Genomic DNA, 23,250 nt, shown 5'->3' on the forward strand with positions numbered 1-23,250 from the left:
GCCGCCTCATGTCGCGGCCCCGGCGCCGTCCGCCCGTCGCCTGCCTTACTCCAGCGCCCGTGACACCCCCAGGAGGAGCACGTGGGACCGCATCCCGCCGTCGCCGCGACCCGGGTCGCCGTCCGCGATGTTCTGCGCGCCCTGCACCCCGGCGACCTCGTCCTGGTGGCGTGCAGCGGCGGGGCGGACTCGCTCGCGCTCGCCGCCGCCACGGCGTTCGAGGCGCCGCGGGCCGGCATCCGCGCGGGCGCGATCACCGTCGACCACGGGCTGCAGCCCGGGTCCACGCGCCGCGCCGTCGACCTCGTGCCGCGGCTGCGCGAGCTGGGCCTCGACCCGGTCGAGGCGCTCGGGGTCAGGGTGGGCCGGCGCGGCGGACCCGAGGCGGCGGCGCGCAACGCGCGGTACGAGGCGCTCGACCTGGCCGCCGCGCGGCACGGTGCCGCCGCGGTGCTGCTCGGGCACACCCTCGACGACCAGGCGGAGACCGTGCTGCTCGGGCTCGCCCGCGGCTCGGGCGCGCGCTCGCTGGCCGGCATGCCCAAGGTCATAGGCCACTACCAACGGCCCCTGCTGGGCGTGGCGCGCGACACCACCCGCGCGGCGTGCGTCGCCCAGAACCTCGCGACGTGGGACGACCCGCACAACGCGGACCCCGCGTACACCCGCGCCCGGGTCCGGCACGACGTGCTGCCCGCGCTGGAGAAGGCGCTCGGCCCCGGCATCAGCGAGTCGCTGGCCCGCACCGCCCGCCTGTTCCGCGACGACGCGGACGCGCTCGACGCGTGGGCCGACCGCGCCCAGGCCGAGGTCACCCGGGACGACGGCGGCCTGGAGGTCGCCGCACTCGCCGAACTGCCCGCCGCGGTCCGCCGCCGGGTACTGCGCCGCACCGCCATCAGCACCGGCTCGCCGCCCGGCGACCTGTTCGCCCGGCACATCGACACCGTCGAGAGGCTGGTCACCTCGTGGCACGGCCAGGGCCCGATCAACCTGCCCGGCGGCGTGGAGATACGCCGGCGATGTGGAAAGCTTCTCTTCCACCGACCCTCATAAGCTTCGCAAGCTTGAACGGAAGAGCACTGGTGGACGAGAAAGACATGGGCACCGACCTCGCTCGCGTGCTGGTCACCGAGGACGAGATCAACGCCAAGCTGCGCGAGCTCGCCGAGCAGATCGACCGCGACTACGAGGGCCGGGACGTCCTGCTCGTCGGGGTTCTCAAGGGCGCCGTCATGGTGATGGCGGACCTGGCCCGCGCCATGCACTCCCCGGTCAAGATGGACTGGATGGCCGTCTCGTCCTACGGCTCGGGCACCAAGTCGTCGGGCGTCGTGCGGATCCTCAAGGACCTCGACACCGACATCGCCGACCGCCACATCCTGGTGGTCGAGGACATCATCGACTCCGGGCTCACCCTGTCGTGGATGCTCGCGAACCTCGCGTCGCGCGGCCCCGCGTCGCTCGAGGTGTGCGCGTTCTTCCGCAAGCCCGAGGCGGCCAAGGTCGACATCCCGGTGAAGTACCTGGGCTTCGACATCCCGAACGAGTTCGTCGTCGGGTACGGCCTCGACTACGCCGAGCGCTACCGCAACCTGCCCTTCGTCGGCACGCTGGCGGAGCACGTCTACGCGGGCAACAAGCCGCACTGACCCCGCGGATCCGGCGGATCCGGCCCCCGTTCGGGCAGCATCCGGAATAGCGTCCGACCGCTCCGGGAACAAGGGAACGGTTTCCTCTCGTTGGAGGGACCAGCGGGAGTCGTTCGACCGTGCCGCTTCGCCCGCAGGGCGAAGCGCGGCGCGGTGCCGCGGCGACCGCCGGTGTACCTTCATACGCAGTGACACTTCGTATGCGACTCGTGTGCGACACCGGACAGGGCAGTGAGCCTGGGGGCCAGCAGGTCTCCGGGTAAGGAGCTGGCAGGAGGGACGGGGCGGCTTTAGCCCCGCATGAATGGACGTCAAGCGCATTTTCCGCGGGCCGATCATGTGGGTCGTGCTCGCCGTACTTGCTGTCTTCGTCCTGATGCAGCTCGTCGGTTCGTCGAGCGGCTACAAGGGTGTCGACACGAGCCAGGTCATTTCGGCGATCGACAAGCAGCAGGTCCAGAGCGCCAAGATCATCGGCGGCAACGACCAGGCCGTCGAGCTGTCGCTCAAGAAGGACCCGGCCACCGGCAAGCAGATCAAGATCGACGGCAGCAGCAAGATCAAGTCGTCGTACCTGAACGACCAGCAGGGCGCGACGATCGCCGACAAGCTGACGAATGCCGCCGCCCAGGGCCAGATCCCGGACGGCTACACCGTCAAGATCGGCAAGCAGAGCGCGCTGGTCAGCATCCTGTTCTCGCTGCTCCCGTTCGCCCTGATCGTGATCGTCTTCCTGTTCCTGATGAACCAGATGCAGGGCGGCGGGTCCCGGGTCATGAACTTCGGGAAGTCCAAGGCCAAGCTCATCTCGAAGGACACTCCGAAGACGACCTTCGCGGACGTCGCGGGCGCCGACGAGGCGGTCGAGGAGCTCCACGAGATCAAGGAGTTCCTGCAGGAGCCCGCGAAGTTCCAGGCGGTCGGCGCGAAGATCCCCAAGGGTGTGCTGCTGTACGGCCCGCCCGGAACCGGTAAGACGCTGCTGGCGCGCGCCGTTGCGGGCGAGGCCGGCGTGCCGTTCTACTCGATCTCCGGCTCGGACTTCGTCGAGATGTTCGTCGGTGTCGGCGCCTCCCGCGTCCGCGACCTGTTCGAGCAGGCCAAGGCGAACGCCCCGGCGATCGTCTTCGTCGACGAGATCGACGCGGTCGGCCGGCACCGCGGCGCCGGCCTCGGCGGCGGCCACGACGAGCGCGAGCAGACGCTCAACCAGCTGCTCGTCGAGATGGACGGCTTCGACGTCAAGGGCGGCGTCATCCTGATCGCGGCCACCAACCGGCCCGACATCCTCGACCCCGCGCTCCTGCGCCCGGGCCGCTTCGACCGGCAGATCGCCGTCGAACGCCCCGACCTCGAAGGTCGCCACTCGATCCTCAAGGTGCACGCCAGGGGCAAGCCGGTCACCGAGGACGTCGACCTCAAGGCCGTCGCCAAGCGGACCCCGGGCTTCACCGGCGCCGACCTGTCGAACGTGCTCAACGAGGCCGCGCTGCTCACCGCGCGCGGCAACCAGAAGCTGATCGACAACAAGGCGCTCGACGAGGCGATCGACCGCGTCGTGGCGGGCCCGCAGAAGCGCACCCGCCTGATGAGCGACAAGGAAAAGAAGATCACCGCGTACCACGAGGGCGGCCACGCCCTGGTGGCGCACGCGCTGCCGAACACCGACCCGGTGCACAAGATCACGATCCTGTCCCGCGGCCGCGCGCTCGGCTACACGATGGTCCTGCCGGAAGAGGACAAGTACTCCACGACCCGCAACGAGATGCTCGACCAGCTGGCGTACATGCTGGGCGGGCGCGCGGCCGAGGAGCTGGTCTTCCACGACCCGACCACCGGTGCGTCGAACGACATCGAGAAGGCCACCGCGCTCGCCCGCGCGATGGTCACGCAGTACGGCATGACCGAGCGGCTCGGCGCCATCAAGTTCGGCCAGGACGGCTCGGAGCCGTTCCTCGGCCGTGAGATGAGCCACCAGCGCGACTACTCCGAAGAGATCGCGGCTATCGTCGACGAAGAGGTCAAGCGGTTCATCGAGGGCGCGCACAACGAGGCGTGGGAGATCCTCGTCGAGAACCGCGACGTGCTCGACAACCTCGTGCTCGCCCTGCTGGAGAAGGAGACCCTCGACCGCCACGAGGTCGCGGAGATCTTCACCCCGGTCGTCAAGCGGCCGGCCCGTCCCGCGTGGACCGGGTCCAGCCGCCGCAAGCCGTCCAGCCGCCCGCCGGTCATGACCCCGAAGGAACTGACCGTCAACGGCAGCAACGGCGCGGGCGCCCTGGCAGGGGGCGTGACCTCGGGATCCGGAAACACCGGCGGTGCGCCGGGCACGGGAGTGTCCGAGGGGCCGTCCGACGCTGGAGAGAGCTGAACGTGACGATCGACCCTGTCACCCTCGAAGAGGGCGGCGCCGTCGGCGAGTTCGACCAGGACCGCGCCGAGCGGGCGATACGCGAGCTGCTGATCGCGGTCGGGGAGAACCCCGACCGCGACGGGCTCAAGGACACGCCCGCCCGGGTGGCCCGGTCGTACCGCGAGATATTCGCGGGGCTGCGGCAGAACCCCGAGGACGTGCTGACCACCACCTTCGACCTCGGCCACGACGAGATGGTGCTGGTCAAGGACATCGAGGTGTACAGCTCCTGCGAGCACCACCTGGTGCCGTTCCACGGGGTCGCGCACGTCGGCTACATCCCGTCCGAGGACGGCCAGATCACCGGCCTGTCCAAGCTGGCCCGGCTGGTCGACGTGTACGCCAAGCGCCCGCAGGTCCAGGAGCGGCTGACCACACAGGTGGCGGACGCGCTGGTGCGCATCCTGCGGCCGCGCGGGGTGATCGTCGTCTTCGAGTGCGAGCACATGTGCATGACCATGCGCGGCATCCGCAAGCCGGGCGCCAAGACCGTCACCTCGGCGGTCCGCGGCCAGCTGCTCGACGCGGCGACGCGCGCCGAGGCGATGAGCCTGATCCTGCAGCGCTGACCCCGCAGAGACGCCACACAGACGTCGCACCTACGCCACACACCGGATGGATGTCCGGTGTGTGGCGTTTTGGCGTGCTTTCGTGGTTGCGGTGGCCCCACGGCGCGCTGCCAAGCCTGATCGGACCGGACCCCCTTTGCCCCTACGCTTGGGTGCCATGACAGCGACGACCGAGTCCGAAGGGGGCACCGTAGGCCAAGGCCTGGAGCACCGACGCACCGGACCGAGGCCACCCCTGGTGAGGGGGCTCCCGGACTTCGGCCGCTGCGCGGTCATGGGCGTGGTCAACGTGACCCCCGACTCCTTCTCCGACGGCGGCCTGTGGTTCGACCCCGCCGAGGCCATCGCGCGCGGCCACGAGCTGCTCGCGCAGGGCGCCGACCTGATCGACGTCGGCGGCGAGTCGACCCGGCCGGGCGCCGAGCGCGTCCCGCTGGACGAGGAGCTGCGCCGCGTCGTGCCGGTGGTGCGCGAGCTGGCCGACGCCGGGGCGGTGGTCAGCGTCGACACGATGCGCGTCGAGGTGGCGCGCGCCGCGGTCGAGGCGGGCGCCCTGGTGGTCAACGACGTGAGCGGCGGGCTCGCCGACCCGGCGATGGCGGCGTTCGTCGCCGAGGCGGGCGTGCCGGTCGTGGTGATGCACTGGCGCGGGCACAGTCGCGACATGCAGGACAAGGCCGCGTACCACGACGTGGTCGAGGACGTGTGCAAGGAGCTCGCCGAGCGCATGGACCGGGTGGTCGCCGCCGGGGTCGACCCCGACCTGGTGATCCTCGACCCGGGGCTCGGCTTCGCGAAGAACGCCGAGCACAACTGGAAGCTGCTGGCGCACTTGGAGGCGCTCATCGCGCTGGGCCGACCACTGCTGGTGGCGGCGTCGCGCAAGGCGTTTCTCGGCCGGCTGCTCGCCGACGACCAGGGGCTGCGCGCACCGCGCGGCCGTGACGACGCGACCGCCGCGGTGACCGCCCTCGCGGCGGCCGCCGGGGCCTGGGGGGTAAGGGTGCACGAGGTTCCGGCCTCGCGTGACGCGGTACGGGTGGCCGCTGCCTGGCAGGCGGCCCGATGACCGGGCCGGAGGACGAGCTGCTGTCCCCGGACGCGGTGGAGGTGCGCGACCTCAACCTCGCGCTGTGGACCGCCGTCGAGGAGGGCGACCTCGACCGGCTCGGCGCCATATGGGCCGACGGCCCGGACGCGTCGACCATCACATGCGTGCACCCGGGCTGGCCGGTGCTGCGCGGCCGCACCGAGGTGCTGCGGTCGTACGCCCTGATCATGGCCAACACCAGCTACGTGCAGTTCTTCCTCACCGACGTGCAGGTGACCCTGGACGGCGACGTCGCGATCCTGTCGTGCACGGCGAGCCTGCTCACCGGCATGGGCGAGGAGGATGGCGGCGACGACGCGGGCTTCGCGGGCGGTCAGGCGGTCGTGACGAACATCTTCCGGCGCCGCGACGGCGAGTGGCGGCTGTGGCTGCACCACGCCTCGCCGGTGCTCGCGGAGACGGACGCCGAGGAAGAGATCTAGCCGTTCGCGCGACAGGGGATGAAGACGGGGTGTACGGGTGTTGGCGATTGCGTAGCACCCCGTCCGAGCAGGCCGTTGGGCACCCCACCCGGGGAATCCTGTCGGCCTGCCTGGGTACATTCGTAGGGCACCAAGGCGATCGAGCACCATCGAGCAGCCCCCGAGTGCGCCGGACAGGAACGTTGTGCGCCGAGGAGGGCGAGACCTGATGCTGGACCGCGTCGCGTTGCGGGGACTCAAGGCCCGGGGCCACCACGGGGTGTTCGACCACGAGCGTGAGGAAGGCCAGACGTTCATCGTCGACCTCGTGCTCGGCATCGACACGCGGCCCGCGGCGGCCGGCGACGACCTGGAGCTGACCGCGCACTACGGCGTCATCGCCGAGGAGGTCGTCGCGGTCGTCCAGGGCGAGCCGGTCAACCTCATCGAGACGCTGGCGCAGAAGATCGCCGACGCGTGCCTGGCACACAAGCAGGTCGAGGAGGTCGAGGTGGTCGTGCACAAGCCGGACGCCCCGATCACCGTGCCGTTCGACGATGTGACCGTAACGATTGTTCGGAGTCGTGTGTGACGGATCTGGGGACGGACACTCTGATGCGGATGCAGGCCCTCAGCGGCCCGCACCGCGCGGTACTTGCGCTCGGCAGCAACCTGGGCAACCGGAGAGAGAACCTGCAGGGGGCGATCGACGCCCTCGCGGACACCCCGGGGATCCGGGTCAACGTCGTCTCACCGCTGTACGTGACCGAGGCGGTGGGCGGTCCGGAGGACCAGCCGGACTACTTCAACGCGGTCGTCCTGGTCGACACGTTCCTGCCCCCGGAGATGCTCCTGGACCGGGCGAACGCCGTCGAGGAGGCCTTCCAGCGGGTGCGCGCCGAGCACTGGGGCCCGCGCACGCTGGACGTGGACATCATCACCTACGCCGAGCAGGTCTCCGACGACCCGCACCTGACGCTGCCGCACCCGCGGGCGTACGAGCGGGCGTTCGTGCTCGCGCCGTGGCTGGACGCGGACCCCGACGCCGAGTTGCCGGGGCGCGGCCGGGTCGCCGACCTGCTGGCGAAGCTGGGCACCGCGGGCGTCGAGCGGCGCGACGACCTGGAGCTGAGGCTCCCGGAGTGAAGCCGACGCGTCCCACCGTGCTGCTCGGCGTCGCCGTGGCGACCGGCGCGCTGGCGTACGGCGGCATAAACCTGTGGCTGACCCGAGGCACGCCCCCGGGCGTCCCGGTGCTGGCGCCGTTCGTGCTGCTGCTGCTCGCGGGGGTCGCGCTGGCGACCGGGCTGGCGCTGCGCTCGCGCTTCAAGGCGCAGCGCGAGCGGCGCGTGGACGCCAAGCCGGTCGATCCGCTGACGGCCGCGCGGGCGGTGGTGTTCGCGAAGGCCAGCTCGCTGGTCGCGGCGCTGATCGCGGGCCTGTACGGCGGGTACGGCCTGTACCTGTGGATGCACCTGGACAACGAGGTGCGGCGCCAGCAGGCCGCCCGCTGCGGGTACTCCGTGGGCGCGGCGGTGCTGCTGGTGCTGGCGGCGCTGTTCCTGGAGCGGGTGTGCCGCGTCCCCGAGGACGAGGACAAGCCGCCGAACGGGGCCCAGGGCTCGAACCGGCACTGAGTCCGTCCCGACCGTTTCCTTCTCGCGCCGCCCGCGACCTCGCGGGCGGCGCGCGTCGTTCCCGGCGACGCCGCCCGGCTGTTGCCCGAAAGGGCACGTCCCGGGGCCCGAAGGGGCGGCCGGAACTCGTGGCTACCCGCGAGTACCGCTGCCACGGATCGATGTGCCAGTGACATTGTCGACACATAGTCAGCAATCGGTGTGGCGTTATGCGTTCGCCCATCCGGCCGCGTTAATGTCACCTTCATGTCTCGTGGACGTCACCGCCAGTCCTCCGCCCTCCAGCGCATATCCGTGCTGGCCGGGGCACTCGCGCCCGCACTCGCCGCAGTGCTGCTCGCCCTTGTCGGCAGCGGCGCGACGCTGCTTCGCGTCGCCGTGCTGTGCGCCGTGGCGTCGACCGGTGGTGTCGCCGCGATCCTGTGGCGCAGCCGCCGCGGATACGGCAACGACCTCGCGCGGCGCCGCCGCGACGGCGAGCGCCTCGCCGAGTCGCTGACCGGCGCGACCGCCGCGCGCGAGGAGACGCTGCGCCGGCTCGCCGACCGGGAGCGTGAACTGGCCACCGCGCGCGAGCGCGAACGCGGCCTGCGTTCCGGCATCGACAAGCTGCAGAAGGCCCTCCCGCCGCGCCCGGTCGCCCTCACCCCCGAGCTGTTCGCGCGCGGGGCGGCGGCACTGACCGCGCTCGAACGTCAGGCCCGCGAACGGCACCGGGCGCAGGCCCCGGCGGCTCCGGTCCGGCACCGGCCGATCTCCGTGGACGGGCTCGTCCCGGCGTACGCCGCAGGCATGTTCGGTGCGGCGGCCCCGCGTTCCGCGGCCCCGAAGCCTGCGGCCTCCGCTCCCGCCACTCCGGCGCCGGCTCCGGTGGCGCCGCGTCCCGTGGCGGCCCCGCGTCCGATGCCCCGGATCGCCCCGCCGCAGGCCGTCCCCGCGGCACGCGTGCCCGAGCCGCGCCTCGCCGCCGAGTTGGTCCCGCTGCGGCCGGCGCCGAGCGGGGTGGCGGTCCCGGCCGTGCCGGAGGAGCCGGCCGAGGACCTCGACCTGGGCGTCGAGGCGCTGGAACCCGCTGTCGCCGCGATGCCGGCGGACCCCGCGGACCCCGCGGACCCGGCGGAGGCGGTCGCCCGCGTCGTCCAGGACGTCGCCGACACCGTCCGGAACACGAACGCCCGGCTGGCGCTCGTGACGGGGGAGACGTCGTTCGACTTCTTCGGGCGCCCGGCGCACGTCGAGCCCGAGCCGGAGCCCGTCGACGCGGTGGACGACGCGCCGGTGGACGCCGTGGTCGAGGCCGAGGGCGTCGTCGAAGCGGTCGAAGCCGAAGAAGCAGTCGAAGCCGAAGAAGCGGAAGAGGCCGTCGTGGCCGCGATCGTGCCCGTGCCGGTCGTCCCCCGACAGCTGGTCACGCACGAGCCGCGCACCGGCCGGGCGATCCCGGTCGACCTGACCGCGCACGACGACACCGAGCAGCTGCCGCGCATCGTCGACGACCGCAAGCACGCCTGAGCCGACAGGCGACGGGCCGATCCGTGTGGGCGGGTGCCGAAAGGCCCCGCCCACCGTCATGTACCGGTCACTTGTCGATGTCGCCGACGACGAAGAACATCGAGCCGAGGATCGCGACCATGTCGGCGACCAGCGTGCCCGGCAGGAGCTCCGACAGCACCTGCACGTTGTTGAACGACGCCGAGCGCAGCTTGAGCCGCCACGGCGTCTTCTCGCCGCGCGACACCAGGTAGTAGCCGTTGACGCCGAGCGGGTTCTCCGTCCACGCGTACGTGTGCCCTTCCGGCGCCTTCAGCACCTTCGGCAGCCGCAGGTTGATCGGCCCGGGCGGCAGCGTCTCGAGCCGGTCCAGGCACGCGTCCGCGAGATCGAGCGACACCTCCACCTGGTCGATCAGGCAGGAGAACCGGGCGAGGCAGTCGCCCTCCTCGCGGGTGACCACGCGCAGCACGTCCGTGAGTTCGCCGTACGCGAGGTAGGGCTCGTCGCGGCGCAGGTCGAAGTCGACGCCGGACGCGCGGGCGATCGGGCCGCTGACGCCGTACGCGTGCACCGTCTCGCGGCTGAGCACCCCGACGCCCTTCGTGCGGGCGCGGAAGATCTCGTTGCCGTGCACGAGGTCGCGCAGCACCGGCACGCGCCCGCGCACCCCGGCGACCGCGGCGCGGGCCCGGCCGAGCCAGCCGGCGGGCAGGTCCTCCTTGAGCCCGCCGACCCGGTTGAACATGAAGTGCATGCGGCCGCCGGAGATCTCCTCCATGACGGCCTGGATCTCCTCGCGGTCCCGGAACGCGTGGAAGATCGGCGTGATCGCGCCCAGTTCGAGCGGGTAGGAGCCGAGGAACATCAGGTGGCTGAGCACCCGGTTGAGCTCGGCGAGCAGCGTGCGCGCCCACACCGCGCGCTCCGGCACCTCCATGCCGAGCATGCGCTCGACGGCGAGCACGACGCCGAGTTCGTTCGCGAACGCGGACAGCCAGTCGTGCCGGTTCGCCAGCACCAGGATCTGCCGGTAGTCGCGCACCTCGAACAGCTTCTCGGCGCCGCGGTGCATGTAGCCGATGATCGGCTCGGCGGTGATGATGCGTTCGCCGTCGAGCACGAGGCGCAGGCGCAGCACCCCGTGTGTCGACGGGTGCTGCGGACCGATGTTGAGCACCATGTCGGTGGTGTCGAGCTGGTCCGCGCCGATCCCGACGCCAACGGTGGCCTCTGTCATGTCAGCGATTTTGCCAGGGAACCGGATTCCTGCCCGGAATGTGCGGCAACGGTCCGCGATGGGGCGACCTACGCTTGGGCCATGGATCACGCGCTGGCCCCGCCCGAGGCGGCATGGCACCCCGTGTCGGAGCAGTTGTTCCGGGTCCGGCGGTTCGTGCTGCTGGTGGTCGCGGTGCCGCTCGGCGTGGCGGGCGCGGTGGTCGGCGGGATCTTCGTGGGGACCTGGCTGGCGGGGCTGATCGGCGGCCTCCTGGCGGTCGTGCTGGTGTGGGCGGTCGTGGCGCTGCGGCGCAACCAGCGGTCGTGGCGGTACGCGGAGCGGGCCGACGACCTGTTGATCGCGCACGGGGTGATGTGGCGGCGGCTCGTGGTCGTGCCGTACGGCCGGATGCAGTTCGTCGACGTGACGGCCGGGCCGGTCGAGCGGCGCTTCGGGATCGCCAAGATCAAGCTGCACACCGCGTCGGCGGCCACCGACGCCGTGGTGCGCGGGCTGCCGCCCGAGGAGGCCGCGCGGCTGCGCGACCGGCTGGCCGAGCGCGGCGAGGCCCGCTCCGCGGGACTGTAGGCGGCGGCGCATGGCGATCGACCAGGACGCTGCGGTGTCGGGACCGGGTGTGCCCGGCGGGAACGCGGTGCCGCGGCGGCTCCATCCGCTCACCCCGGTGGCCCGGGGATGGAAGGCGATGGCGCTGGTCATCGCGGTCTTCGGACAGCACGCCGCGCGCACGAACGAGACGCGGCTCGGTGCGGCCGTGGCCGGCTCGGTGTTCGTCGCGGCGTTGTTGTGGGGGCTGCTGAGCTGGGCGTTCACGGTGTACCGGATCGAGGCCGACGACCTGCGGATCGACTCGGGGGTGCTGTTCCGGCGGACCCGGCACGTGCATCTGGGGCGGCTGCAGGCCGTCGACGTGGTGCGGCCGTTCATCGCCCGGCTGCTGGGGCTGGCCGAGCTGAAGCTGCAGGTGGCGGGCGGGGACTCGGCAGAGGGGTCGCTCGCCTATGTGCGCGAGGCCGACGCTCAGGCGCTGCGGGCCGAGCTGCTGGCGCGGGCGGCGGGGGTGCGTCCGGACGCGGGGGAGGCGCCGGAGCGTCCGCTGGTGGTCGTGCCGATGCCGGTGCTGATCGGGTCGGTCCTGCTGTCGTTCGGGACGTGGATGTTCCTGGTCCCCTCGTTCGTCCTCATCGGCTTCGCGATCGGCACGCACAGCTCGGCGCTGCTGCTCGGCTTCATCCCGCTGCTGATCGCGGCGTGGCAGTTCTCGGTCGGGCGGGTGCTGCGCTACTTCGACTTCACGCTGTCGGAGTCCGCCGACGGGCTGCGGCTCGCGCACGGGCTCATCGAGCACCGGCACCAGACCGTGCCGCCGGGGCGGGTGCAGGCGGTGCGGCTCGTGCAGCCGCTGCTGTGGCGGCCCAAGGGATGGGTGCGCGTCGAGGTCAACATCGCGGGCTACGGGCACCGGGAGGACAACGAGCACCAGGAGTCCACGCTGCTTCCGGTCGCGCCGCGCGCGGTGGCGCTGGGCGTGCTGGGGCGGATCCTGCCGGACGTGGACGTCGACGCGGTGCCGCTGACGCCCGTGCCGAAGCGGGCGCGCTGGCACAGCCCGGTGCGGCGGCTCGGCATGCGGTGCGGGGCGGACGACAAGGTCTTCGTGGCACGGCGCGGCGTGCTGCGGCGGGAGACGGACGTGATCCCGCACGCGAAGGTGCAGAGCGTGCGGCGGACCCAGGGTCCCTTCGAGCGGCTGCTCGGGCTGGCGACCGTCCACCTGGACTCGACGCCGGGCCCGGTGCACGTCACGGCCTCGCTGCGGGACTCCGTCGAGGCGGCGCGGCTGGTCGACGAGCAGGCCGAACGGTCCCGGATCGGGCGCCGGGGAGAGGGGCCTCACAGATGGTCTGCGGCCTCCGGGGGTTCCCCTGAGGGGAACCGTCGCTAATATCTGACGCATCGTCATATTCTCCGGGAGGTCACGATGAGTCAGGTGCCAGCCCCGCTGGCCGGAGTGCGGATCATCGAATGCTCGATGCTCGGCCCCGCCGCGATCACCTCGGCCCTGGTCGACCTCGGTGCCGAAGTCATCAAGATCGAGCCGCCGAACGGCGACTACATCCGCGACATGACGTGGCCGATCATCGAGGGCGTCTCGCTGATGCACCTCCACATCAACCGCGGCAAGAAGTCGCTGGTCCTCGACCTGCGCAAGCCCGAGGCCGTGGCCACGTTCAAGGAACTGGTCAAGGACGCCGACGCGGTCATCGAGGCCATGCGTCCGGGCGGCCTGGCCAAGCGCGGCATCGGGTTCGAGGACCTGAAGGAGATCAACCCGAAGATCGTCTTCTGCACGATCTCGGGCTACGGCGCGACCGGGCCGTACCGCGACATGCCGTCGCACGGTGTGGCGTACGACACGTGGGCGGGCGTCGTGAAGCCGGCGTTCACCGACGAGGGCCACCCGTACACGCCGGAGCACGCCTCAATCGGCATCCACGCCGGCCCGCTCTTCGGCGCGCTCGGCGTCCTCGCGGCGATCATCCGGGCCCGCGCCACCGGCGTCGGCGGCCAGATCGACATCGCGCAGTCGGACGCCGCGGCGGCCATGGACTGGCTGCGCAGCGAGACGTACAAGGCCTACGAGCGCCCCGAGTCCGAGGTCACCGGCAACAAGACCGACAACTACGTGCGCCGCGCCCCGGGCACCGCCGGCATGACCGAGGGCGTCCGCTACCAGATGTACAAGTCGTCGGACGGCTACGTGCTGTTCATGGCGTCCGAGCAGTCGCTGTGGAAGAACTTCTGCGAGGCCGTCGGCCGCCCCGACCTGTTCGAGAAGTGGCCCGGCTCGACGTACGCCGACCACGCGGTGGGCAACCTCGAACTGCGCGACGAGCTCCGCAAGATCTTCGAGACCCGCACGTCGCTCGAGTGGCTGGCCTTCGGCAACGAGGCCAACACCCCGATCGCGCCGGTCAACGACCCGAAGACGATCGCCGCCGACCCGCAGTTCCAGCACCGCTTCACGTGGTTCCCCAAGGAGGAGCTGGGCTCCGACCAGCTCTCCTCCCCGATCCACTTCGTCGGCGAGGAACTGCCCCGGCCGTTCAAGGCCCCGACGATCGGCCAGCACAGCGACGAGGTCCTGGCGGACCTCCTCGGCTACGACGAGGCCAAGATCGCCGAGCTCCGCGACGCGGGCGCCCTCGGCAAGAGCTGACCTCCACCGCATCGCGCCGGCCGGGCGCGGGACGGGCCGTGCGGCCCACCCGCCCCGGCCGTTCGCGTTTTCACGGCTCGGGTGTCCAGTCCGGCACCCAGGTGCCGGTGGTGCCGACGCCGGCCGCCGTGGCGGCGAGGTGGGCGCGGAGCGCGGCCAGCCCGGGGTGCGGGTTGTCGCGGTGCCACAGGAGCGAGTGCGGGTACACGGGCGCCGGGTCGGTCACCGGGATGCGGCGCAGGCCGTGGCCCGCGGGCCAGACGAGCCGGGTCTGGTCGCCCATGAAGGTCGCCAGGGCCGGGGTGTCGGCGACGGTGTCGAGGAGCGCGTCGGAGCCGAAGTTGGGGCCGGTCGCCTCGATGGTGAGGCCGAACTCGGCGACGAGGTCGTCGTAGTAGGCGGTCCACTCCGTCCCCGGGACGAGCCCGGGCATCCAGATCCGGTGCCCGGCGAGCTGGGCGACGGTCACCGACCGGGCGGACGCCAGCGCGTGGCCGGGGCCGGTGAGCAGCTCGAGCCGCTCGTCGAGCACCCGGACGGACGTGATGTCGTCGGGCAGCGGCCGGCCGGGCACGCCGACGGCGCGGAAGGACGCGTCGATCGTGCCGGACCGGATGGCGGCGACGGCGGCGTCCATCTCGAACAGCATCACCACGTCGAGGTCGGTGTCGGGGTGCGCCCGGTGGAAGGCGCGCATCAGGCCCGACCCCGCCCCGCGCGACGAGAGGATGTCGACGCGCAGCGGACGGCGGCCGGCACGCACGGACTCGACCGCGCGCTCGGCGACGCGCAGCAGTTCCCGGGCGTGCGGCAGGAACGCCTGCCCGTCGATCGTGAGCTCGGCGCCGCGCGGCGTGCGCGTGAACAGCCGCACGCCGAGGGTCCGCTCCAACGCGGCGATGCGCTTGGACACCGCCTGCTGGGTGACGGCCAGGTCGGTGGCGGCGTCCTGGAAGCGCCCCGCGTGGGCGGCGACGACGAAGGTCCGCACGGCGTCGAGGTCCATGCCGACACCCTAAGGGCACAACCACAGGTTGTGGCCAGGCGTCCTCTCGGTTGTTTGATCCCAGGACCTACCGCTCGCTTTGATGCTTCCGATCGCGGATCGGTTGTGCAGGCGGGCGGCAAGGGGGTCGGGGATGGGACACGGGAACCGCTTGGGGCGGTCGTTCGGATGGCTGTGGGCGGCGTACGGGACGAGCGCGCTCGGCACCTGGCTCGCCTTCGGGGCGTTCCCGCTGATCGCCATCCAGGTCCTGCACGCCGGGCCGGCCGAGGTGGCGGCGCTGTCCGCCGTGGGAGCGGCGGTGGGCGCGGTCGTGGCGGTGCCGCTCGGCCCGTGGGTGGAGTTCCGCCGCAAGCGGCCCGTGCTGATCGGCACGGACCTGGCGCGGTGCGCGGCACTGCTGACCGTCCCCGCCGCGTACGCGCTCGGCGTGCTCACCTTCGTCCAGCTCCTCCTGGTCTCGGTCGTCGTCGCGGCCGCCGACATCACCTTCCGCGCCGCCTCCGGCGCGTACGTGAAGACGCTGCTGCCGCGCGAGCACCTGCTCGTCGCCAACGCCCGGTTCGAGTCCACGGCCTGGACGACCACGATCATCGGGCCGCCGCTGGGCGGCGCGGCGATCGGACTGCTCGGCCCCGTGGCGACCGTGGTGGCCGACGCGGCAAGCTACCTGCTCTCGGCCCTGGGCATCCGCGCGACGGGCGGCGACGAGCCGCGGCCCGAACGCCGCGAGGCCGCGCGCATGCGCGCCGGCGACCTGCTCGACGGCTGGCGGTACATCCTCGCCGACCCCACGCTCCGCCCGCTGTTCTTCAACACCGCCCTGTTCAACGGCCTGGTGATGGCCGCCGAACCGCTGCTGGCCGTCCTGATGCTCCGCCAACTCGACTTCGCCCCATGGCAGTACGGCCTCGCCTTCGCCGCACCCGCGATCGGCGGACTCCTCGGCTCGCGGCTGGCCCGACCGCTCGTCACCCGCTTCGGGCAGCACCGGGTCCTGACCGCGACCGCGACGCTGCGCGCGGTGTGGCCGGTCGGCCTGGCCTTCATCGGGCCGGGCACCGGCGGCCTGCTGCTCGTGATGGGCGTCGAACTCGGCCTGATCTTCTGCTGCGGGGTCTTCAACCCCGTCTCCGCCACCTACCGCCTGGAACGCACCGCGAACGACCGGGTCGCCCGCACCCTGTCCGCCTGGTCGGTGACGACCAAGGCCACGACCGCGCTCCTCACCGCCGTATGGGGCGTGCTGGGCGCCCTGCTCGGGCCGCGTACCGCCATCGGCCTGGCCGGCGTACTCCTGCTGGCGACGCCGCTGTTGCTTCCCCGGCGCGCCGCGGCACCCCACGCCGAGCCGGAGTCCGCGCCCAGCCGCGCCTGAGCGCGCACTCACCTCCAAGGAGAGATCATGACCGCCCCGATACCGCCGCTCGACCCGCGCACGACCGCACTGCTCGTCATGGACTACCAACAGGGGATCCTCGCCTCGCTCCCCGGCCCGTCCGACCCTGAAGCGCTGCTGTCCCGCGTCGCCGGGGCCGTCGCCGACATCCGGGCGCACGGCGCCGTGATCGCCTTTGTGCGCGTCGGATTCACCGAACCCGACTGGGCGGCGGTCCCGTCGGCCAACAAGTCCTTCTCCGTCCTGGCCGAGCACCGCCTCATGCACCACGCGGACGCCGCTGCGGACTTCCACCCCCGACTCGCTCCCGAGGCGGGCGACATCACCGTCCGCAAGACCCGCTTCGGCGCGCTGTCGACGACGGACCTCGACGCGCGGCTCCGGGACCGGGGGATCACCACCCTGGTCGTCGCGGGAATCAGCACCAGCGGCGTCGTCCTGTCCACCCTCACCGACGCGGCCGACCGCGACTACCGGCTCTACGTCCTCTCCGACGCCGTCGCCGACCCGGACCCGCACACCCACCAGGCCTTGATGACCGGGGTGTTCCCGCGCCTGGCCCACCTGATCGACACGGCCGGGTTGCGCGCGCTCCTCGCGTGAGACCGGCGGGTTCAGCGGATGTTTATCGCGCTGGGTGACGCTGCGCGGCGGGTCCGTGCCATCGGCGGCGACGGGCCGAATCCCACTGGAAGGTGAGGCCCGTGGCGCCGACGCGTGCGTACAGGCGTGTCCGACAACGAGGGAAACCACCCGCGCTGACACTGGCGTTGGCGCTCCTGCTGGCACTGTTCACAGTGCCCGCGGTGGGGACGCGGGCGGTGGCGGTGGCGCCGGCCGATCTGCACCCGTGCCTCAGCACCCTGCAGAACGACCACCCGCCGACCTACGTGTTCCGGGGCGTCGCCCGCTACCAGGCCGACGACGGAACGAGGCGGGTCGACGGCGATTACCGCGGCGTGCCGGGTGCCGAGCCCGTGCTCAACGTGCAGAAGTCGCCCGACTACGTGTTCCAGTACGGTTTCACAGCACGCGGCAGGGACTACGACCTCCGAACGCACGTGAAGGGCGACACGTCCACCGGGCACGGCACCGGCAGTTCCGGGTACATCAGCACCAGCCGGAACATCGAGCAGGCGATGAAGTTCGCGACCATGGACCAGAGCGCGCGCATCGTCCGACCGGGCAGCGACACCGAGGAATACCTGCACGAGGGCTGGGTGTTCGCGGTCCGGTTCAACAGCAATATGTTCTACGTGCCCGACCAGTTCGCCTACGACTTCGTCGGAGGCGTGAACCTCGCCCTCGAAGAGGAATGGGCGGCGATCGGCCGCATCAGGCCGGGCGATGTCCTCGGCGCCAAACTCGTCCGGATGATCTCGCAGGTCGACCCCGTCACAAAGAAGGAAACGGACGGGCCGATCCAGTTCGTCTCCGCGGACTGGCGCACCAACGTCTTGTACGAGCAGTCCGCGCACGACATCACCGCCCAGGAGCTCGCCGACCTCGGCTGGACCCCGGAAACGTATGTGACCAACGAGTCGTCGCTCGCCGCCCCGAAATTCGCGGAGTGCAGGAAACTGACCCGGCCTGGGACCACGTGCCCGACGCCGGCCGCGACGCCGACCGCGCAGAACGCGCTCGCGGTCGAGGAGATGGCGGCGGAGACCGAGACGCCTCGCCCGCAGGACGGCGTGAAGGTCCAACTCTCCGCGCAGGCCTCGGCCTACAGTCCGACGTTCGACCTCGACGTCCGAAGCGGCGTCCCCAGCAACGGCCAGACCGTCCAGTCGTATGCCCGTAACTGCACCGCTTCGCAGGACTGGACGTTCCGTGCCGCGCAGGACGGCACGTACACGCTCGAGTCCGCCCTCGCCAAGGACATGGTCCTCCAGCAGGACCTCTACACCCACACCGGCATCCTGTGGCCGGTCGACAAGGACGCCGCCGGCAAGCCGGCCCCCGCGCCCAACCAGCGTTGGTCGCTCAAGGACACCGGAGACGGCGGTTACACGGTCGTCAGCGCCGCCGACCAGCAGTGCCTGACGATGGCCGGCGAGCAGGGCAAGGGGCTGACCGCGAAGGCCTGCGACGGCAGCGCGTCGCAGCGGTGGAAGCTCGACGTCCCGTGCACGCCGCAGCCGCCGAAGCCCGACCCCAAGCCGGTCCCCGGCTTCCCGACCGCCACATGGCCGACCGTGAAGGACCGTCCCGACCTGACGTGGCCGTCCATCCCCGGCTACGTCGCGATCCCGTGGCCCGCGGTGCCCGGCTACCCGGACATCCCGATGCCGGGCCACCCCGACCTGCCCGAGATCCGCTGGCCGGGCTTCCCGACGCTGCCGCAGCAGACGTGGCCGGCGATCCCGGGCAGTCCCGAGGCGAAGTGGCCCGCCGTGCCCGACCATCCCGACATCGCGTGGCCGCCGATGCCGGGCCGGAAGGACGTGCCGTGGCCGGTGCTTCCGCTGCCCGGCAACGGGCCCGACGGGGACAAGCCCGGCACCCCGGTCGTCGTCCCCGGCCTGCCGAAGCCCACGCCGCCGGTGGTGAAGGACCATCCCGAGCTGCCGTGGCCGACCGTGCCCGGATTCGACGGCGTGCTGTGGCCGTCCGTCCCGGACAATCCCGACGTGCCGTGGCCGGGCCACCCGGACATGCCGCCGATCCCGTGGCCGGGCGCTCCGGTGATACCGCCGTTCGGCTGGCCGAGCCTGCCGAGCTTCCCGTGGTGGCACTGGCCGTCTATCCCGAACTTCCCGAGCATCCCGTGGCCTTCGCTGCCCAACATGCCGAACGTGCCCCAGCCGTCGACGGCCGCCAACGCGCCGAGGATCCCGACGGAGCCCAAGCAGCCCACGACCGAGCCCGATCGTCCGGACCCGTGCAAGCCGGACCCGACCGACCCCACCGACCCGACCGACCCGACGAACCCCACCGACCCCGGAACCCCCAAGCCCGGCACCGGCCCCGTCGTCGCCCCGCCCGTCCGCGCCGGCCAGGTCGCGCTGATGGTCTCCGGCAACAACGGCATGGTCGCCGACCTGGACATGTCCCGTACGGCGGCCGGCACCGCGATCAAGGCTCTCGCCCCCAACAACCAGGACGCGCAGCGCTGGGCGTTCCGTGACGCGGGCAACGGCCGTTGGATCCTGGAGACCTTGCTGACCGTCCCGACCACCCAGCCCGGCCAGGGCATGGTCATGGACCACAACCCGAACACGCACCGCACGCACCTGATCCAGAACATGCCCGGCAACGTCAACCAGCACTGGGCGTTCCGCGACGCCGGCGGCGGCATGTTCTGGGTGACCAGTGACACCGACGGCAACTGCCTGACAGCGACCGCTTCCCAGGAGGCGCTGGCGATCCAGGCATGCGACGGAACCGATCGGCAGAAGTGGCGCCTGGGTGCCGTCTCCGAGGCCCCGCCGCCCCCGCCGAAGGACCTCGGCCCGTCCGTCGTGCCTCCGGGCGTCGGCGACAACCGCGTGGTGACGCTGCGTTCGAACAACAGTGGCATGGTCGCCGACCTGGACATGTCCCGTACGACGGCCGGAACCGCGATCAAGTCCCTCGCCCCCAACGGCCAGGACGCGCAGCGCTGGGCGATGTGGGGCGCGGGCAACGGCCGCTGGATCTTCGAGACGCTGCTCACCGACGGCAAGGCGCAGCCGGGCCAGGGCATGGTCATGGACCACAACCCCGGAACCCACCGCACGCACCTGATCCAGAACATGCCCGGCAACGCCAACCAGCAGTGGACGTTCCACGACGCGGGCGGCGGCTGGTTCTGGATCAGCAGCGCGACGGACCGCAACTGCCTGACGGCGACCGGCTCCCAGGAGGCCTTGGCGATCCTGGCCTGCGACGGCACCGACCGGCAGCGGTGGCGGCTCGACAACGCCGCGGACGGCCCCAAGCCGCCCGCGCCGGTGATCGGCCCGATCGTCTACCCGCCCGGCGTGGGCAACAACCGGGTGGCGATCCTGCGTTCGAACAACAACGGCATGGTCGCCGACCTGGACATGTCCCGTACGACGTCGGGGACCACGATCAAGTCCCTGGCGGCGAACGGCCAGGACGCGCAGCGCTGGGCGTTCTGGGAGTCCGGGGGTGGCCGCTGGATCATCGAGACCCTGCTCACCGACGGTAAAACGCAGGCCGGCCAGGGCATGGTCATGGACCACAACCCGAGCACGCACCGCACCCACCTGATCCAGAACATGCAGGGCAACGCCAACCAGCACTGGGCGTTCCACGACGCCGGAGGCGGCTGGTTCTGGATCACCAGCGACACGGACAACTCCTGCCTGACCGCGAACAACTCCGGTGAGGCGCTGGGCGTGTGGGCGTGTGACGGCAGCGACAGGCAGAAGTGGCGCCTCGACAGCGTCACGAACGGCCCGCCGCCGCCCGCCCAGCCGCCGACGAACCCGCCCACCAACCCGCCGACGAATCCACCGACAAACCCTCCGACGAACCCGCCGACCAACCCCACCCAACCGACGAATCCGCCGCCCGGCTGCCAGACCGGGGGCACGCAGAACGGCGGCACGCTCTACGCCGGATACACGATGTGCCGCGGATCTGTGCTCTGGAACGGCGACACCCATCTGGAGATGCAGAACGACGGGAACTTCGTTCTGTACTACGACGCTTATGACGCGTTCGGCAGGCAGCACACGTTCGCGTTGTGGGCGGCCAACACGGCCGGCTGCGGCCAGCGGTTCACCGTCGAGGGCAACGGCGACATCGCGGTGTACAACGGCTCGAACGGCAAGTGCTGGGCCACGAACACCGGCGGCCGCCTCCGCTGGGGCGACCACCCCGAGCTGCACGTCGGCACCGACGGCAACCTGAGCCTCTGGTCGGTGGACCCGACGGGGGCCGTGTTCGGGGACAACCTCCTCTGGACCACCAACACCCGCCAGAAGGACAGCCCCGGCTGCCCGCCGAGGCCGCAGCAGTGCTGGTGACCACGCCAACTAAGCGGACATGACAACCGGTGGCCCCGCCCGTTCCTCGTGAACGGGCGGGGCCACCGCCGTTCCTGCCTCAGAACAACGCGTCGGGCTCCGGCGGCGGTTCGGCCGAGGGCGCCCGCAGCGGAGCCGTGAACGCGGCGTCCGGCGACGCGGGCGTAAGCGCCCAGCCGTTCATCAGCCTCACGTCGAGCAGCACGAGTCCTTGCGCGGTCGTCAGATACAGGTCCGTCCCGACCGCGTGAGCCACCGCACCGGCGACCGTCACCCCCGGCACGAGCGGTTCGACGACCGGGCACGGCGCGATCCCCGATTCCGGCGGCGCGTACGCCGGACAGTGGTCGATCGGCGCGAACTCCTCGTCCGAGCTGAGGGATTCCGGCCACCCGGCGGCCTTCAGCGCCGCGGTACGGGTGGCCGTGAGCCGCGCCGCCCGCTCCTCCGCCGACCCCGGCGCGACCCGCGAGGGCCGCTTGGCTTCCGTCTTGACCCGGTCGGGCAGTCCGAGCGCTGATCCCAGGACGTGCTCGGCCCGCCGTGTCGCCGGCAACGGCCCCTCGGCGATGAAGAGCGAGCTGAGCGCGCCCTGTTCGAGGAGTCGGGCGGTGCCGCGGGCGGAGGCGGTGATGCCGACCTTCACCAGCTCGGGCCCGTGGTAGGCGAGATAGACCCGGTACGGCTGCGGGTCGTCCAGCCGCGTGTCCGCCGCGACGGACGAACTGCGGTCCAGCGCCGCGCAGTCCGAGCACTGGTCGCTGCGTGACGAGGCCGTGAGGAGGGCCGACGCCGGACACGGAATCGCCCGCCCGTGGCGCCACACCCCCATGCACCGCCGGTCGGCCCCGACCGTGAAGGCGATCGGCGCTCCGGGCCCGGTCGGGCTGTCGGCGGTCGCGGCGGGCGAGATCCGGGCCCAGCGCAGCGCAGGGGAGCCGTCCGCCCACCGCAGCCCGACCGGTCGCCAGGCCGAGAGACTGTCCGCGGATGTTGTGGTCTCGCCGGTCACCGTACGTACTTCCCTTGTCATGCCGTCGGTCGGCCGTAGCGGCCGAAGCGGCCGCGACCTCGTCCTACCCCACGCCCGCCAGCACCCGCGGCACGTCGGTTCCGACGCCCTGGACCACCCACCGGAAGTCCCCGAGCCCGCCGCGTGCCGTCAGCTCGCCCGCCTCGCCCGCGTCGCGTAGGGCGGCCAGGTAGGCGCGCGGGTTGGTGCGGGCCAGCTCGTACGGCGGCCGGCCGCCCTGGACCCCCAGCGCGTGCAGGGCGGTGCGCTGGGACAGGTGCACCGTTCCGGCGGCGCCCGCCGCCTCGCCCGCCGCCGCGACCGCGTCGACGGCGACGTGGCAGGTCACGTCGCACGTGCCGTCCGGTACCGGCTCGACGACCCGGCCCTGCCGGTAGCCCGCGAGGCTGCCGTGCGTCGGCCGGGTGGTGCGGTCGTGGCCGTAGTCGATGGCGACCGCGAGGCCGCCGCCGCTCGCGGTGAGGCGGCCGAGCGCGGTGGCCCACGCGTCGTCGCGGGGCGCGCCGATCTCCGCCCGGGTGCCCGGCTCGGCGCCCTTGACCGGCCACCACCGGTCGAGCCACGCCGCGTCGGGGCCGACGACCTCCGCGCCGAGCCGTTCCCGGCCGGTGCCGGACTCGACCTCGACGACCCGGGCGACCCCGTGCCCGTCCACCTCGGCGACGTCGACCGGGACGTTGTCGAGCCACTCGTTGGCGACCAGCAGCGCCGGCTCGTCCTCGGGCACCTCCGTGCCCCAGCCGATCGACGGCGGCAGCGCCTCGGGCCGGGCCGCCACGTCGACGCCGTGCAGCGCGAGCGCCGGATCGTGGCGCCGCAGGGCGACCAGCAGCTCGCCGCGCCCCGCGCCCACGTCCACGACGCGGCGCAGCCCGGCGGCCCGCGCGAGCCGCGCCAGAGCCACCGCGAAGAGCGGGGACGCATGCACTGACGTGCGGAAATGTCCTGCGGGGCCCTCCGGCCGCAGATAGAACCCGCCGGCCCCGTACAGGGCCCGGTGCGTGGCATCCCGCCAGGTCGACCAGGTGTTCATCGGCGACGACGCTACAGCGCCAGCGCGTCCGCCGTAGCCGTACCCGCGCACCCTGATCGA

Annotated in this window: 20 protein-coding genes; 16 read left to right on the plus strand and 4 right to left on the minus strand. The window is 72.2% G+C overall.

Features of this window, described 5'->3' with window-relative positions; translation table 11 throughout:
* Positions 1-81 precede the first annotated feature (81 nt).
* The 10 genes from tilS to QI554_RS17775 all read left to right on the plus strand — a co-directional run bounded on the left by tilS (position 82) and on the right by QI554_RS17775 (position 9,298).
* Positions 82-1,056 (plus strand): tRNA lysidine(34) synthetase TilS, encoded by a 975-nt coding sequence (tilS, locus tag QI554_RS17730; RefSeq protein WP_281470984.1) that lies wholly within the window; start codon positions 82-84, stop codon positions 1,054-1,056.
* A 29-nt stretch (positions 1,057-1,085) separates the two neighbouring features.
* Positions 1,086-1,652: a hypoxanthine phosphoribosyltransferase gene (gene hpt / locus QI554_RS17735; RefSeq protein ID WP_281470985.1), complete on the plus strand. Its 567-nt coding sequence runs from the start codon at positions 1,086-1,088 to the stop codon at positions 1,650-1,652.
* Between the two features lie 304 nt (positions 1,653-1,956).
* Complete coding sequence (gene ftsH, locus QI554_RS17740) at positions 1,957-4,026, plus strand: ATP-dependent zinc metalloprotease FtsH (protein WP_281470986.1); 2,070 nt, start codon at positions 1,957-1,959, stop codon at positions 4,024-4,026.
* Positions 4,027-4,034: 8 nt separating this feature from the next.
* On the plus strand, positions 4,035-4,637 hold the full coding sequence (gene folE / locus QI554_RS17745) for a GTP cyclohydrolase I FolE (protein ID WP_425528001.1): 603 nt from the start codon (positions 4,035-4,037) through the stop codon (positions 4,635-4,637).
* Positions 4,638-4,875: 238 nt separating this feature from the next.
* Complete coding sequence (folP, locus tag QI554_RS17750; RefSeq protein ID WP_281471041.1) at positions 4,876-5,706, plus strand: dihydropteroate synthase; 831 nt, start codon at positions 4,876-4,878, stop codon at positions 5,704-5,706.
* Positions 5,703-6,170: a nuclear transport factor 2 family protein gene (locus tag QI554_RS17755; RefSeq protein ID WP_281470989.1), complete on the plus strand. Its 468-nt coding sequence runs from the start codon at positions 5,703-5,705 to the stop codon at positions 6,168-6,170. The genes folP and QI554_RS17755 overlap by 4 nt, the downstream gene beginning before the upstream one ends.
* 211 nt (positions 6,171-6,381) lie before the next feature.
* Entirely contained in the window at positions 6,382-6,741 is a 360-nt protein-coding gene (folB, locus tag QI554_RS17760) for a dihydroneopterin aldolase (protein ID WP_281471042.1), read from the plus strand.
* Positions 6,742-6,764: 23 nt separating this feature from the next.
* A complete protein-coding gene (gene folK, locus QI554_RS17765; RefSeq protein ID WP_281470991.1) occupies positions 6,765-7,295 on the plus strand; it encodes a 2-amino-4-hydroxy-6-hydroxymethyldihydropteridine diphosphokinase in 531 nt (176 codons plus the stop codon).
* Positions 7,292-7,786 carry a DUF3180 domain-containing protein gene (locus tag QI554_RS17770; RefSeq protein WP_281470993.1) on the plus strand — a complete coding sequence of 165 codons (495 nt, stop codon included), beginning with the start codon at positions 7,292-7,294 and terminating at the stop codon, positions 7,784-7,786. The genes folK and QI554_RS17770 overlap by 4 nt, the downstream gene beginning before the upstream one ends.
* 246 nt (positions 7,787-8,032) lie before the next feature.
* Positions 8,033-9,298, plus strand: coding sequence for a hypothetical protein (locus QI554_RS17775; protein WP_281470995.1), 1,266 nt, complete (start codon positions 8,033-8,035; stop codon positions 9,296-9,298).
* A gap of 67 nt (positions 9,299-9,365) precedes the next feature.
* Here the strand turns inward: QI554_RS17775 and QI554_RS17780 are convergent, their stop codons facing one another.
* Positions 9,366-10,517: an NADH-quinone oxidoreductase subunit D gene (locus QI554_RS17780; protein WP_281470997.1), complete on the minus strand. Its 1,152-nt coding sequence runs from the start codon at positions 10,515-10,517 to the stop codon at positions 9,366-9,368.
* Positions 10,518-10,598: 81 nt separating this feature from the next.
* Here QI554_RS17780 and QI554_RS17785 point away from each other — a divergent pair, with 81 nt between their 5' ends.
* Genes QI554_RS17785 through QI554_RS17795 form a run of 3 tightly spaced genes read left to right on the plus strand, consistent with a single transcriptional unit; the run spans position 10,599 to position 13,740 of the window.
* Positions 10,599-11,087: a PH domain-containing protein gene (locus QI554_RS17785; RefSeq protein WP_281470998.1), complete on the plus strand. Its 489-nt coding sequence runs from the start codon at positions 10,599-10,601 to the stop codon at positions 11,085-11,087.
* 10 nt (positions 11,088-11,097) lie between these two features.
* A complete protein-coding gene (locus QI554_RS17790; RefSeq protein WP_281470999.1) occupies positions 11,098-12,465 on the plus strand; it encodes a PH domain-containing protein in 1,368 nt (455 codons plus the stop codon).
* Positions 12,466-12,501: 36 nt separating this feature from the next.
* Complete coding sequence (locus QI554_RS17795) at positions 12,502-13,740, plus strand: CaiB/BaiF CoA transferase family protein (RefSeq protein ID WP_281471001.1); 1,239 nt, start codon at positions 12,502-12,504, stop codon at positions 13,738-13,740.
* A gap of 70 nt (positions 13,741-13,810) precedes the next feature.
* Here the strand turns inward: QI554_RS17795 and QI554_RS17800 are convergent, their stop codons facing one another.
* Positions 13,811-14,746, minus strand: coding sequence for a LysR family transcriptional regulator (locus QI554_RS17800; protein WP_281471004.1), 936 nt, complete (start codon positions 14,744-14,746; stop codon positions 13,811-13,813).
* A gap of 133 nt (positions 14,747-14,879) precedes the next feature.
* Between QI554_RS17800 and QI554_RS17805 the strand changes: the two genes are divergently transcribed.
* The 3 genes from QI554_RS17805 (at position 14,880) to QI554_RS17815 (ending at position 21,124) form a co-directional block, all read left to right on the plus strand.
* Positions 14,880-16,124: an MFS transporter gene (locus tag QI554_RS17805; RefSeq protein ID WP_281471006.1), complete on the plus strand. Its 1,245-nt coding sequence runs from the start codon at positions 14,880-14,882 to the stop codon at positions 16,122-16,124.
* Between the two features lie 27 nt (positions 16,125-16,151).
* Positions 16,152-16,748, plus strand: a complete 597-nt coding sequence (locus QI554_RS17810) for a cysteine hydrolase family protein (protein ID WP_281471008.1) — start codon at positions 16,152-16,154, stop codon at positions 16,746-16,748.
* Positions 16,749-16,951: 203 nt separating this feature from the next.
* On the plus strand, positions 16,952-21,124 hold the full coding sequence (locus tag QI554_RS17815; RefSeq protein ID WP_281471009.1) for an RICIN domain-containing protein: 4,173 nt from the start codon (positions 16,952-16,954) through the stop codon (positions 21,122-21,124).
* Positions 21,125-21,203: 79 nt separating this feature from the next.
* Here QI554_RS17815 and QI554_RS17820 read toward each other — a convergent pair whose 3' ends face one another.
* Positions 21,204-22,136 (minus strand): DUF2797 domain-containing protein, encoded by a 933-nt coding sequence (locus QI554_RS17820; protein ID WP_281471010.1) that lies wholly within the window; start codon positions 22,134-22,136, stop codon positions 21,204-21,206.
* Positions 22,137-22,200: 64 nt separating this feature from the next.
* Entirely contained in the window at positions 22,201-23,190 is a 990-nt protein-coding gene (locus QI554_RS17825) for an SAM-dependent methyltransferase (RefSeq protein WP_281471011.1), read from the minus strand.
* Positions 23,191-23,250 lie beyond the last annotated feature (60 nt).

The organism is Yinghuangia seranimata (genome assembly GCF_029953285.1).
Taxonomy (GTDB): Bacteria; Actinomycetota; Actinomycetes; order Streptomycetales; family Streptomycetaceae; genus Yinghuangia; species Yinghuangia seranimata.

Bases quoted from the DNA above. Each gene is read 5' to 3' on its own strand.
- ftsH (WP_281470986.1), top strand. From the start codon at position 1,957: ATGGACGTCAAGCGCATTTTCCGCGGGCCGATCATGTGGGTCGTGCTC.
- QI554_RS17755 (WP_281470989.1), top strand. From the start codon at position 5,703: ATGACCGGGCCGGAGGACGAGCTGCTGTCCCCGGACGCGGTGGAGGTG.
- folK (WP_281470991.1), top strand. From the start codon at position 6,765: ATGCGGATGCAGGCCCTCAGCGGCCCGCACCGCGCGGTACTTGCGCTC.
- QI554_RS17775 (WP_281470995.1), top strand. From the start codon at position 8,033: ATGTCTCGTGGACGTCACCGCCAGTCCTCCGCCCTCCAGCGCATATCC.
- QI554_RS17780 (WP_281470997.1), bottom strand. From the start codon at position 10,517: ATGACAGAGGCCACCGTTGGCGTCGGGATCGGCGCGGACCAGCTCGAC.
- QI554_RS17785 (WP_281470998.1), top strand. From the start codon at position 10,599: ATGGATCACGCGCTGGCCCCGCCCGAGGCGGCATGGCACCCCGTGTCG.
- QI554_RS17790 (WP_281470999.1), top strand. From the start codon at position 11,098: ATGGCGATCGACCAGGACGCTGCGGTGTCGGGACCGGGTGTGCCCGGC.
- QI554_RS17795 (WP_281471001.1), top strand. From the start codon at position 12,502: ATGAGTCAGGTGCCAGCCCCGCTGGCCGGAGTGCGGATCATCGAATGC.
- QI554_RS17800 (WP_281471004.1), bottom strand. From the start codon at position 14,746: ATGGACCTCGACGCCGTGCGGACCTTCGTCGTCGCCGCCCACGCGGGG.
- QI554_RS17805 (WP_281471006.1), top strand. From the start codon at position 14,880: ATGGGACACGGGAACCGCTTGGGGCGGTCGTTCGGATGGCTGTGGGCG.
- QI554_RS17810 (WP_281471008.1), top strand. From the start codon at position 16,152: ATGACCGCCCCGATACCGCCGCTCGACCCGCGCACGACCGCACTGCTC.
- QI554_RS17825 (WP_281471011.1), bottom strand. From the start codon at position 23,190: ATGAACACCTGGTCGACCTGGCGGGATGCCACGCACCGGGCCCTGTAC.